General features: G+C 68.0%; 8 protein-coding genes and 2 pseudogenes. 3 read left to right on the top strand and 7 right to left on the bottom strand.

Annotated features, from left to right (window positions below):
• Nucleotides 1-77 precede the first annotated feature (77 nt).
• The 3 genes from mazG to nudE are packed head-to-tail and all read right to left on the bottom strand — an operon-like array spanning nucleotide 78 to nucleotide 2,235.
• Nucleotides 78-893: a nucleoside triphosphate pyrophosphohydrolase gene (gene mazG, locus EBB59_RS04540; RefSeq protein ID WP_122100968.1), complete on the bottom strand. Its 816-nt coding sequence runs from the start codon at nucleotides 891-893 to the stop codon at nucleotides 78-80.
• On the bottom strand, nucleotides 890-1,681 hold the full coding sequence (gene cysQ / locus EBB59_RS04535; RefSeq protein WP_122101068.1) for a 3'(2'),5'-bisphosphate nucleotidase CysQ: 792 nt from the start codon (nucleotides 1,679-1,681) through the stop codon (nucleotides 890-892). Before cysQ ends, mazG begins: the two co-directional genes overlap by 4 nt.
• Nucleotides 1,678-2,235 (bottom strand): ADP compounds hydrolase NudE, encoded by a 558-nt coding sequence (nudE, locus tag EBB59_RS04530; RefSeq protein ID WP_122100967.1) that lies wholly within the window; start codon nucleotides 2,233-2,235, stop codon nucleotides 1,678-1,680. Before nudE ends, cysQ begins: the two co-directional genes overlap by 4 nt.
• A gap of 29 nt (nucleotides 2,236-2,264) precedes the next feature.
• Between nudE and bioA the strand changes: the two genes are divergently transcribed.
• Nucleotides 2,265-3,665 carry an adenosylmethionine--8-amino-7-oxononanoate transaminase gene (bioA, locus tag EBB59_RS04525; RefSeq protein WP_245979046.1) on the top strand — a complete coding sequence of 467 codons (1,401 nt, stop codon included), beginning with the start codon at nucleotides 2,265-2,267 and terminating at the stop codon, nucleotides 3,663-3,665.
• Entirely contained in the window at nucleotides 3,656-4,393 is a 738-nt protein-coding gene (locus EBB59_RS04520) for a 16S rRNA (uracil(1498)-N(3))-methyltransferase (protein WP_122100965.1), read from the top strand. Before bioA ends, EBB59_RS04520 begins: the two co-directional genes overlap by 10 nt.
• A gap of 1 nt (nucleotide 4,394) precedes the next feature.
• Here EBB59_RS04520 and EBB59_RS04515 read toward each other — a convergent pair whose 3' ends face one another.
• The 3 genes and pseudogenes from EBB59_RS04515 to EBB59_RS14535 all read right to left on the bottom strand — a co-directional run.
• The gene (locus tag EBB59_RS04515; protein ID WP_122100964.1) at nucleotides 4,395-4,868 is read right to left on the bottom strand and encodes a chemotaxis protein CheW; all 474 of its coding nucleotides are present in this window, start codon (nucleotides 4,866-4,868) and stop codon (nucleotides 4,395-4,397) included.
• On the bottom strand, nucleotides 4,865-6,688 hold the full coding sequence (locus tag EBB59_RS04510) for a chemotaxis protein CheB (RefSeq protein WP_147455507.1): 1,824 nt from the start codon (nucleotides 6,686-6,688) through the stop codon (nucleotides 4,865-4,867). The genes EBB59_RS04515 and EBB59_RS04510 overlap by 4 nt, the downstream gene beginning before the upstream one ends.
• Before the next feature lies 1 nt (nucleotide 6,689).
• Nucleotides 6,690-8,966, bottom strand: a pseudogene (locus tag EBB59_RS14535) (response regulator); the annotation flags it as partial.
• Nucleotides 8,967-9,121: 155 nt separating this feature from the next.
• Between EBB59_RS14535 and EBB59_RS14530 the strand changes: the two are divergent.
• Entirely contained in the window at nucleotides 9,122-10,030 is a 909-nt protein-coding gene (locus tag EBB59_RS14530; RefSeq protein ID WP_122101066.1) for a pentapeptide repeat-containing protein, read from the top strand.
• Between the two features lie 451 nt (nucleotides 10,031-10,481).
• On the opposite strand, the pseudogene EBB59_RS14525 reads toward EBB59_RS14530, so the two are convergent.
• Nucleotides 10,482-12,716, bottom strand: a pseudogene (locus tag EBB59_RS14525) (Hpt domain-containing protein); the annotation flags it as partial.
• Nucleotides 12,717-12,748: the final 32 nt, after the last annotated feature.

Below are 12,748 nucleotides of genomic sequence, written 5' to 3'. Positions count from 1 at the left end.
GGATAACCCCCTTCAGTTTTGTGAAGTGTTCGAGGTTTCAAGTGCAAGGCGCGTGAAGACGGGGGCGGGACGCCCATTCAGGCACCGCGCGTCTTGACCGCCCGCCAGAGTATTTCCCAGGCCGCCGGATCGAGGTCGCCGTGTGCCTCGCCACGCGCCCGCGCCAGGGCCTCCATCGCACGGAAGCGCCGTTCGAACTTGTGATTGGCCGCGCGCAACGCCGCGCCGGGATCGGCCTTGGCGTGGCGGGCCAGGTTGGCGGCGACGAACAACACGTCGCCAAGTTCCTCATGCAGCCTAACGGTGACGGCCTCGTCGTCCGGCGCAACGTCGCGGGCGACGAATTCGGCTTCCAACTCGTCCAGTTCCTCGCGCAGCTTGGCGAGCACCGGCTTCCAGTCCGGCCAGTCGAAGCCGCCGCGCGCCGCGCGCGATTGCAGTTTCACCGCGCGCAGCCATTCCGGCAGGCCACGGGCGATGCCGGCGAGCGCCGAATCGTCGGCGGGCTCCCTGGCCGCGCGTTCGGCCCGCTTTTGCGCCTCCCATGCCGTGCTCTGCGCTTCGGCATCGGCAATGCCGGCGCCGGCAAAGACATGCGGATGGCGGCGAGTCATCTTGTCGCAGATGGCTTCCACCACGTCGGCAAAGGCGAACGCGCCCCGCTCCTCCGCCATCCGGGCATGAAACACGACCTGCAACAACAGGTCGCCGAGTTCGTCCTTGAGGTCGTCGAGATCGCCACGGTCGATGGCATCGGCGACCTCGTAGGCTTCCTCGATGGTGTAGGGGGCGATGCTGGCGAAATCCTGCGCCAGGTCCCAGGGGCAGCCGCGCGCGGGGTCGCGCAGCGCGGCCATGATCCGCAGGAGTTCACCGACGTCCCGTTTCGTCATCGCAGCAACTCCTCCACTAGAACCGGGTCGCCACCGGCGAGGAAATCGCCATTCAGGAGCGTTTCGCGCTGGTTGTAGCGAAACGGCCGGCCTCGTGGGTCGAGCAACACGCCGCTGGCCGCCTCCACGATGGCCTGGCCGGCGGCGGTATCCCATTCGCTGGTGGGGCCGAAGCGCGGGTAAAGATCGAGCGCGCCCTCGGCGATGCGGCAAAACTTCAGCGATGAGCCGAGGCCAAGCATCTGTGCGCCGGGGAAACGCGCGATCACCGCCTCGGTGCGGGCGTCGCGATGCGAACGGCTGGCGGCAATGCGCAGCGGCGGGCGGGCCGGGCGGCGCGCATGCAGGGCGACGTCGGTGCCGCCTTCGCGCCGGAACGCGCCCCACCCCGGCGCGCCATGCCAGACCAGGCCCGTCACCGGCTGCTGGATCACCCCGAACACCGCCGCGCCGTCCTCGATGAGCGCGATGTTGACGCTGAACTCGCCGTTCCTTTTGACGAACTCACGGGTGCCATCGAGCGGATCGACCAGCCAGAAACGACGCCACGTCCGCCGCGCCGCGAAGTCATCCGCCGCCGATTCCTCGGACAGCACGGGGATGTCCGACGTGAGCGCGGCGAGACCGGCGACGATACGGTGATGGGCGGCGAAATCGGCCGCGGTCACTGGCGAGGTATCGGCCTTGTGCGTCACCTCGAAATCGCCCGCGTACACCGCGAGAATCTCGACGGCGGCGGCCTGGGCGATGGCGATCACGCCTTCGCGCAACCCTGTGTCGAGCTTCATCGGTTCGCCGCCAGCCATTCGCGCGCGATGAACAGGGCGGCGATGGCGCGGCCGTCGGACACGTCCTCGCGCGCGACCAGTTCGCCCAGTTCCGCCAACGGCCAGCGCACGACTTCCATCGGTTCCGGTTCGTCGCCCGGCAGACGCCGTTGGTAGAGCCCGCGCGCCAGCACCACCTGCGCGTGGTGGGTCATGTAAGAAGGCGAGAGCGACAGCGCGCGCAGCACGCGAACCTCGCGCGCGCCGAAACCGGCCTCTTCCATCAGCTCGCGGTTGGCGGCCTGTTCCGGGGTTTCGCCGGGGTCGATCGCGCCCTTGACCGGGCCAAGTTCGTAGCGCGCCATCCCGGCGGCGTATTCGCGCACCAAGAGGACGTGGCCGGGGTCGGGCATCGCCACCACGATCACCGCCCCCGGCCCCTGCGCCACCAGCCGGTGATAGCGGCGACGCTCTCCATTGGAAAACTCCAGATCGAGCTCCTCGACCACCCGGCCGTCGCCTTCTTCGCGGCGTTCGATACCGTGGATCAGCGGCGGCGGGCGGCTCACGGCCATGCTCCGGCCAAGCGGCGATAATGCGGGCTATGCAGAACGATCTTCATCCGGCCTCCAGTTTAGCCGAGGCCGCCGACTGGCAGGCGCGCGATCTCGACGTGCTCTGGCACCCCTGCACGCAGATGCGCGAACACCCGCACACATTGCCGCTGGTGCCGATCGCGCGCGGCGATGGCGCATGGCTGGAAGGCATCGACGGCCGCCGCTACCTCGATGCAGTATCGAGCTGGTGGACCAACATCCACGGCCATGCCGAGCCGCGCATCGCCGCCGCGATCGCCAGGCAGGCCGGCACGCTGGAGCAGGTGATCCTGGCCGGCTTCTCGCACCGCCCGGCCATCGAACTGGCGGAAAGACTGCTGGCGATCGCCCCGCGCGAGGCCAACCGCGCCCCGCTCTCCAAGGTGTTCTACGCGGACAACGGCTCGGCCGGCGTGGAAGTGGCGCTGAAAATGGCTTTCCACTGGTTCCACAACGCCGGCGAGACTGGCCGCGTCCGCTTCGTGGCGTTGGAGAACGGCTACCACGGCGAGACGCTGGGCGCGCTCTCGGTCGGCGACATCCCGCTGTACCGCCGCACCTACGCGCCGCTGCTGTCGGAGTGCATCTTCGCGCCGACGCCGGATGCCTGGCAGGCCCGCGAGGGCGAATCCGCCGAAGCCTGCGCGCTGCGCGCCGCCGATCATCTCGCCACGATCTTCGACCGTCATCCCGGCGAAATCTGCGCGGTGATCGTCGAGCCGTTACTGCAATGCGCGGGCGGAATGCGAATGCACCACCCCAGCTATCTGAAGCGGGTGCGCGCGCTGTGCGACACCCATGGTGCTTTTTTCATCGCCGACGAGATCGCCACCGGCTTCGGCCGCACAGGCACGCTTTTCGCCTGCGAGCAGGCCAACGTGCAGCCGGATTTCCTTTGTCTTTCGAAGGGGCTGACCGGCGGTTTCCTGCCGCTTGCGGCGGTGCTGACCACGCAATCGATCTACGAGGGCTTCCTCGACGACTCGCGCGAGCGCGCCTTCCTGCATTCGCACAGCTACACCGGCAACCCGCTGGCCTGCGCGGCGGCGCTGGCCTCGCTCGACATCTTCGAGAACGATGAGGTCATCGCCCGCAACCGCGCCACCGCCGAGACGATGCGCCGGCACGCCGGCGACATCGCCCAACACCCGCACGTCGCCAACGGCCGCCAGCTCGGCATGGTCTGCGCCTTCGAGCTGACCCGCGACGGCGACAAGACCACGCCCTTCGACCCGGCCCTGCGGATCGGCCTGCGCGCCTATCGCGCGGCGTTGGCACGCGGGGTGATCCTGCGGCCGCTGGGCGACATCCTGTACTGGATGCCGCCCTACTGCGTGAGCGCGGCCGACCTGGAGCGGCTGGCCGACACCACCGCCGAAGCCATCGCGGAGGCCACCGCATGCGCCTGACCCGGGTGTATGTCGGGATGCCGCTTGTCATCGGCGCGCGCGTGGCGTTGCCCGAGCATGCCGGCGGCCATCTCGTGCGCGTGCTGCGACTGGCCGAAGGCGACGATTGCGTGCTCTTCAACGGCGACGGCCACGATTACGCGGCGAAGCTGCGCCAGGTCGGCAAGCGCGGCACGCAGGCCGACGTCGTGGCGATGACGCCGGTGGACAACGAGTCACCGCTGCGCATCACGCTGATGCAGGGCATCGCCCGTGGCGAAAAGATGGACCTGATCCTGCAAAAGGCCACCGAACTGGGCGTGGCCGCTTTCATTCCGATATACAGCGAGCGCGGCGAAGTGAAGCTGGAAGGCGCCCGTGCCGATAAGCGCCTCGCCCATTGGCGTGGCGTGGTGGTATCGGCATGCGAGCAGAGCGGGCGCGCGTTCGTGCCCGAAGTCACCGCGCCGCGAACGCTGACGCAAGCGCTGGCCGTCCCCGGCCTGCCCGGCCGGCGCTACACGCTGTCGCCGGAGGCTTCCGAGGGTATCGAATCGCTGGCAAGACCGGACGATGGCCGCCTGCTCGTCGCGGTCGGCCCAGAGGGCGGCTGGTCGCCCCGCGATCTCGGGCAACTGACCGATGCCGGCTTTCGCACACTTCGGCTTGGCCCACGCATTCTGCGCACGGAAACCGCCGGGCTGGCCGCGATCTCGGCCTTGCAGACGCGGCTGGGCGACCTGGGCTGAGTCAGGCGGCCGCCACGGCCCCTATGCGGTCTTCCAATGCGTCGAGATCGGGGATCAATACGTCCTCGTCCTGGAAGCGCACCGGCAGGGCAAGCGCATCGGTGTGCGCGTCATCGCCATGCTGGAGCATGGCCGGCGCCACCGTGACCAGGCGCGGGAAGCCCTGGGTCAGCATGGCGAAATACGGCATGCGCGGGTTACCACCCAGCGCCTTCAGCACCAGCACGCGCTCCCCGCGCAGGCGGGAGTTCGGCGCACCGCTGCCAATCAGGCGCGAGAACGCCACCAGTGGCACCTGCCAGCCACGCCAGCGCACGCGGCCAAGCAGCCAGTCGGGCGCATCGGCGATGGGCTCCGGGTCGGCCACCGAAAGGATTTCGGCAATGCAGGCATTGGGCAGCAGCAACCGGCCACCGGCGATCTGGATCAGCACGCCACGCAGGTCTGCGCGGGTTTCTTCGATGGCATCGTTCATTTGGATTCCTGCGCCGGCCAGCGATGATTGAGCCAGGTGGCCATCCCGGCGGGCGGTTCGGCGCGCGCGCCGCGCGAGATCAGCAACGCGGGCACGGTATGGTCATAGCAGCCTTCGGCCGCCTGGGCCAGCAACTGACCGCCCGATTGCAGGAAGCGCAACGCCGGCTCGACGAAATCCTCGGTGCCGCCCGACAACAGCAGCAGGGCGCTCGAAGCCGCTGGCAGGCTCGCCAGCAGATCGGCGAAGGCGCGCGTGTCGACCGGCACGAAAGTGCGCTCCGCGCTCTCACGGCTCAGGCCCAGCGACGGCGGCACGATGTGGACCACGCCCGGCGCCAGCGACTGACCGGGTTCGGCCATCACCACCGGCAGGCGGGTCGCCCGCGACATCTGCCGCACCAGCCGGTCGTACTGACCGCCATCCAGCCACTGTTGGACGACGACCGGCACGGGGAAACCCGGCGCCAGTTGCTGGAGAATCTGGCGCAGCGGGTCCGGCCCGCCGATGCCGCCAACCAGCACCACCACGCCCTCGTGACCGTGGCCATGGTTGGCCTCCTCATCGACCAGCCTGAGCGAGGATATCTTCTCCTCCAGCGCATCCAGCCGGCACCGCTGGGCGGTTTCGTCGGCCTTCCCCTCGCCGGCGACCGGAGCCAGGGGTTCATCGGTGAGGTTCCAGTGCGCCGGGATCGAGGGCGATCCCGATGACGGCGCTTGAGATTCGGATGCCTCCGGCACTGGGCGCTCGAAATCCTGCCAGCGATCGCCGTCGTCGCCGGTCTGGAACTGCTCCAGGGCTTCCCGCGAGCGCCGGTAGGCTTCCTCGGGGGCCAGATCGTTCTCGGACTCCGGCGGCGCCAGTACATCGCGATGGTCGGTACTGAACCGGCCCGGATCGAAGGCGCTGTCGTCGTATTCGTGGAAACTGGCCCATTCATCGCCCGTGTCTCCGGCCGGCGCATCGGCGCGGAAATCCGGCGCGCGCTCCAGCAGGTCGAGTTCTTCCGGCGCTATCGGGATATCGGGCGTCAGCGTCAATCCCGACAGGTCATCGGAAGGTCCAGCTTCCACGGCGGGAAAGCTGGCGCCATCCGCCACGGGCGCCACTTCGCGCTCATGCAAAGGCGAAGAGAAAACTTCATCCGCCACTTCGGGCGCGGCGGTTTCCGCCACCGGCGCCGCTTCGCGCTCGTGCAGAAGCGGGAAGGAAATTTCGTCCGCCACTTCGGGGCCGGCGACATCACCAGCGGTTTCGGTTCCGGCTTCGGTTTCCAGCGCCAATGCGAGCTCGGCGGTTTCCGCCACGGGCGCCACTTCGCGCTCGTGCAAAGGCGAGGAGAAAACTTCATCCGCCACTTCGGGCGCGGCGGCATCGCCAGCGGCTTCGGTTCCGGCTTCCAGCGCCAATACGGGCTCGGCGGTTTCCACACGGGTAGGGGGCGAGATGACGACAGCCGCCTCATCGGCTTCGTGACCGAACGGCAGCACATCGTCATGGCCGAACAGCTTGGCCGCGAGGTGACGCGACCAGCGAGCCACATCCCAGCCGGTGCGCGAAACCACCAGGTCGGCTTCTTCGATCAGCAATCGCAGGTCGGGGTCGCCCAGCAAGGCGTCGAAACGCTCCAGCGCCTCGTCGACCGTTGGATCGACCGCGATCACCACGTTGCGCGGCGCCAACGCGAGTATTTCCGCCTCGGTCGTTTCCAGCGGGTCGACCACCATCACCGGTTCGATGCCGATGCCGGCCATGGCCGTCAGCAACTGCTCGCGGGCCGGGCCCGGGCGGGCCAGCACAACGGTGCGGGTCTCCACGCTATTCACCACCCGTCCCCAGCAGTTCGTTGACGTTGCGCAGCAATTCCTGCTCCTGGTAAGGCTTGCCGATATAACGGTCAACACCGAGATCCAGGGCGCGCTGGCGATGCTTATCGCCAGTGCGCGAGGTGATCATCATGATCGGCACCTGGCACAGACCGGCCTGGCGTTTCATCTCGGCGGCCAGTTCGTAGCCGTCCATGCGCGGCATTTCGATATCGAGCAACACCAGGTCGGGCACGCGCTCCTCCATGCGTTCGAGGGCGTCGATACCGTCGTTCGCCGTCACCACTTCGAAGCCCTGGCGCGTCAATACGCGGCCAGTGACCTTGCGCATGGTGATGGAATCGTCGACCACCATCACCAACGGCTCCCTGGACGCCTTGACTGCGGCCACCGGCGCTTCGGCGCCGCCCTCGGCCAGCCGGCTGGCATGGCGGCGGGCCAACGGCACGATGTCGAGAATGATCATCACCCGGCCATCGCCCATCACGGTGGCGCCGAAGACACCGGGAATCGAAGCGACCTGCGGGCCGGTCGGCTTGACCACGATTTCACGATTGCCGAGGACCTGATCGACACCGACCGCGATCCGCAGATCGCCCGAACGCACCAGCACCAGCGGCACCTGCAATTGGTCCTCGGCCTTGACCGGCGCAAGACCGAGCAGTTGGCCGAGGTCGTGGACGAGATAGTCCTCACCACCGTAGCGATGGTGGCGCTCTCCCGCCTCATAGTTGGCGCGATCGATGCGCGAGACGCCGCGCACCGAAGCCACCGGCACCGCATAGACGCTCTCACCGATACGCACGAACACCGCCTGGGTGACTGCCAGGGTCTGCGGCAAATGCAGGGTGAAGCGACTGCCCCGCCCCGTCACCGAGGCGATCTCCAGGCTGCCGCCGATCTGCCGAACTTCGCTGCTGACCACGTCCATGCCGACGCCACGGCCCGCAAGCTGGTTCACCCCATCGACGGTACTGACGCCCGACACCAGAATTAGGTTGTCGATGCGAGTGTCGGACAGTGTCTCGCCGGCTTCCACCAGGCCACGCGCCTCGGCGCGACGACGGATCGCGTCGCGATTCAGGCCGGCGCCATCGTCGCTGACTTCCAGCACGACTTCCGAGCCATCCTGGCGCACTTTCATGCGTACTTCGCCGGTGGCAGGCTTGCCGGCGGCGGTGCGCACACCCGGGGGTTCGATGCCGTGCGCCACGGCATTGCGCAGCAGGTGCTCCAGCGGGCCAAGCATGCGCTCCAGAACGTTGCGATCGAGTTCGCCACCATGGGCGCTATCGAGCACGAACTGCACGTCCTTACCGGCATCGCTACCGGCCTGCCGGACCACCCGGCGCAGGCGGGGCAACACGCTCTCGACCGGCACCATGCGGGTACGCATCAGACCTTCCTGCAACTCGGTGCTGACGCGCGATTGCTGCTGCAACAAGGTTTCGTATTGGCGGGTCAGGTCTTCCAACGAGCCCTGCAAGCTACTCAGGTCGTTGGCCGATTCACCCAGCGCGCGCGAGAGTTGCTGCAAGGTGGAGAAGCGGTCGAGTTCGAGCGGGTCGAAAGCGGGATCGGCCGTTTCCTGCTCGCGCTGATAACGGGCGATGATCTGCGCCTCGGTCTCGATGTCGAGGCGGCGCAACTGGTCGCGAAGCCGGGTATTGGTCTGCTCCATTTCCGCCATGGCACCACGGAACGCACCCAACTGTTGCTCAAGACGCGAGCGGTAGATCGCCACCTCGCCCGCGTAGTTGACCAGGCGGTCGAGCAGATCGGCGCGCACGCGCACCTGTTCCTGCTGCCCACGGCTCTCGACGGCATGGGTGTCGACCGGCTCGATTGGCGAAGACAGTTCGGACAATTCGACCGGCACCTGCGCCGGCTCGCCGGCACCGGGGATTTCGACGGTTTCACCGCCAGCACGCCCGGCGAGTTCGCGCACCAGTTCGTCGGCCGGATGCACCGCGCGGCGCTGGCCGATCCGGCCCAGCATCGCGGTCATGCGGTCGAGCGAGCGCTCGATCAGCGACAAGTCGCTCGCGGCGAATTGGATGCGCGCCTCGGCCACCGATTCCAGCAACGACTCGATGGCATGGCCAAGGTCACCCATGGCCATGACGCCCGCCATGCGCGCGCCGCCCTTCAAGGTGTGCAAGGTGCGCCGCAACGCCACCAGCGCTTCGCTGTCGTCCGGCTCGGCGCGCAGCCGAGCGGTGAGGCCATCGGCATGGTCGAGCAGGTCGTTTCCTTCCTCGATGAAGATATCGAGCAGGTCTTCATCGAGACCGGCCATGTCGAGCGCGCAAGCCGGGCCGATGGCGTCATCCCCCCAGACGACGGCCTGTTCGCGTTCGCGGCGCTCGGCTTCGAGGCGCTCGGCTTCCTGCCGCAGGAAGGTTTCGTGTTCGATCCGGCGCAATTCCGCAAGCCGTTGCTCCTCGGCCTTGGCTTCGGCCGCCTTGCGCGACGCTTCGGCGGCGCGTTCGGCCTCGGCCCGGCTCGCGGCGGCGGCAATGGCCAATTCACGCTGTTCGGCCAACTGGCGCTCGGCCTCCAGCATCTGCGCTTCCGCAAGCCGCTGCACGGCGGCCTCGGCCTCTTTGGCCTCGCGGTGAGCACGTTCGAGCACGAGGCGGTCGGCCGCGAGACGTTCGACCGCGAGGCGCTCGGCTTCGAGGCGTTCGGCCACGAGACGCTCGGCCGCGAGGCGCTCGGCTTCGAGACTTTCGGCTTCGAGACGTTCGGCTTCGAGACGTTGGGCTTCGAGACGTTCGGTTTCGAGACGTTCGGTTTCGAGACGTTCGGTTTCGAGACGTTCGGTTTCGAGACGTTCGGCTGCGAGACGTTCGGCTGCGAGACGTTCGGTTTCGAGGCGCTCGGTTTCGAGACGCTCGGCTGCGAGACGTTCGGATTCGAGACGTTCGGATTCGAGACGCTCGGTTTCGAGGCGTTCGGCTGCGAGACGCTCGGTTTCGAGACGTTCGGCTTCGAGACGTTCGGCTGCGAGACGTTCGGATTCGAGACGCTCGGTTTCGAGGCGTTCGGCTGCGAGACGCTCGGTTTCGAGGCGCTCGGCTTCGAGACGTTCGGTTTCGAGACGCTCGGCTTCGAGGCGTTCGGTTTCGAACGTGGTGGCCAATATGCTGGCCTTCTCCGGCATTGCGTCCCGCAGCGCCTCGAAGCGGGCCGCCAACTCGGTCTGTACTGGGACGCGCTGCGGGCGGGTTTTCAAACCGGCAATGGTCGCGCGAATCTGCGTGGACAACCCGGCCAGCGCCGCCAAGCCCTGAGCATCGGCATGACGCCCATCGACGATCAGCCGCTTGACCCAGCCTTCGGCCGGAGCGGTGACATCGGTGATTTCCGGCACCTCGGCCATTGCGAAGGCGCCATTCATGGTATGCAGGGCGCGCAGCAAGGCTTGGCTGGGTACGGTCGAGCCGGTGGCCGAAGCCGCCAGCCAGGCATCGACGGTCTGCAAGTGACCATCGACCTCGGTGTCGAGGATTTCCAGCAGCACGTCATCGACGTCGACCACGATGCCGGACACGGCCGCATCGGTCACGGCCGTCATTTCGGGCGGCGAGGCGCTATTGGTGGACGAAGCGCTATCGGCGGGCGGGGCGGCAGCGGATGCCGGCGCCTGATAAGCGGCTTCTTCGCCAGCGGCGAGCCGGTCCGCGACGGCCTCCATGCCGGCGACATCCAATTGCGCGGGCGTGCCCAGCAATGCGCCGTGCAGCGCCGGCAGACTGGCGTGTGCATGGCCGACCAGAGCGATCACCGCCGGCGTGGCGGGTCGGCTCTGGTCGAGCACGCGGTTCAGCATGTTCTCGACTTTCCAACTGAACTCGCCGAGCAACCGCGCGCCGACCAGGCGGCCACTGCCCTTCAGGGTATGGAAGACGCGGCGGATCGGGCGCAGGCGCTCGATGTCTTCCGGCGCTTGGTACCAGTCCGGCAGCAACTGGTCGAGCTTGTGGATCTCTTCGCTGAATTCCTCAAGGAAAATCTCGCGAATTTCATCGTCGATTTCGATATTGCCGAGATCGAAGCCGCCCTCGGCGACGGAGAGCGGAGCGGCCACGGGAGGCGATGACGCCTCGGGTTCGGCGGGCGCGGCCACCGGCTCACGCGTCGGAACGGCGGCTTCCTCCCGCCGCGCCGCATCCGGCCCGGCTTGGAGCGGGCCATCGGCCGGCGGCGCTTCCGCCGGGTCGCCTTGCATGGCATCGCTCAACCATGCCTCGTAGTCGTCCTCGAACTTGTGATCTTCGAACGGGGCGAGATCGTCGTCGGATGCCTCCGGCGGCAGCGGCCAGTAACGTAGCGCCTCCAGGCTGTGGCGGGTGATGGCGAGGATTTCGTCGCGCCGGCCGCGCTGCTCGCGCACGGCTTCGAGGTAGTACTCGATACTGCTGAGCGCATCGGCCAGGGTATCGAGCTGCTGTTTGCCCGGCACCCGACCCCGCTGGATCAGTTCGTGCTCGGTGTAACGGCGGATTCCGGCGAGGTATTGCGCCGGTTCGTTGAGTTCGAGCATCCGCAGGGCGCCGCCGACCTCGCTCAGCAGACGGGGGATGTCGCTCAGTTGGGCGTGATCCCAGCCGGTCTCGACGAAGGCCACGAACCCCTGGCGGGCATCGGCGAAATTGGTGATGGCCTCGCGGGTCAGGGCATCCAGCAGCTGCTGCGCCTCGGCGGCGCCAAGCGCATCGCTGCTTGCCAGCAATTCGGGCGTGGCGGCGCCGGTCTGCGTCTCGCCAAGGCGGGCGACCTGGTCATCGAGCGCGACGTCGATGTAGAGCAGCGCGCCGGCGGCATCGAGCAGGGCGTGTTCGCTCACCGGCACTTCGCCGCGCGCCATCGATTGCAGCAAGTCGCGCTGCGTGGCGGCGACATCGCGCGCCATGCCGAGCCCGAGCATGCCAAGGGTATCGGCAACCCGGCCGAGCGCCTCGGCTTGCGGCGCCAAGGCTTCGGCATCCTGGCGGCCGGTGCGCAGGTACAGGTCCAGGGCGTCCTTGATCCGCAGCACGTCCTCCTTGACCGCCGCCGACACGGTATCGAGCAGGGCGCGGTTGCGGCCGCTGACGCTGGCCTGGGCGTGGGCGATCTCGTCCTCGGAGACCTGCCCCCCGGGCGCCAGGCCGAAGCCTTCGCGCAGGCGCGACAGCGCCGGGTGCTCGGCACCGCTGCTGGCCACCTGGTAGAGCAATTGCCGGGTTGGTTCGACCAGCGAGGACGCCGGCAACGGCATCACTCCGTCGTCGGCGCCGAACAACCGACGGCCCTCCCGCTCGACGCTGGTATAGGCATCGCGCATCGCGCTGCCCGGCTCAAGCGCGCCATCGCGCACGGCCTCGGCCACGTCGGCCGCCACCCAGAACAGCCGGCGCGCCTCGGGCGCGGCAGGCAGGCGCGACAGCGCGGCAAGGTGGTCATGCAGAGCGGCGGCGTCAACCGCATCGCCCGCTTGCCAGTCCTCCAGCAATCCACGCACCGCGGCGAGATGGGCGGCGCTATCGTCGGGCGCGGTCTCGCGTGCCGCCAGTTGCGGCAGCGCACGGTCGAGATCGGGGCGGAAGAAACCGCCCTCGTTGACCGGGCCGAGTCCGCGCACGGCGCGCAATTCGTTGACCAGCGGCATCAGCACGATCGGGATATCGCGGTGGCCGCCCTGTAGGCGTTCCAGGTAATCCGGCAACTGCACGGTGCCGCGCATCAGGGCGGCACAGGCATCCTCGTAGGCATCGACGCGGCCTTCGGCGGAAGCACTGGCCAGCGCCTCCATCTCGCCGGCGACCAGCGCCGGGGCGTACAGCTCGATCATCCGCAGGCTGCCCTGCACCTGATGCATCAGTGATGCGGCCACCCGCAGCCGCGTCCGGTCGGCATCCGTCTCGATCGAGGCTTCTATCTCCTGGCGCACCTGCGCCAATGCGGCATCAAGCTCGGGCTTGATCCAGCCCAGCGTGGCGTGGTCAATGGCCTCGCGCAGCACATTCTTCATGGCTGCATCCTTGGTGAGGCGACGGAAAAGGC

Source organism: Solilutibacter pythonis (assembly GCF_003697345.1).
Classification (GTDB): Bacteria; Pseudomonadota; Gammaproteobacteria; order Xanthomonadales; family Xanthomonadaceae; genus Solilutibacter; species Solilutibacter pythonis.
Note: the sequence above shows the minus strand (reverse complement) of the source record. Positions and strands in the feature narration are given on the sequence as shown.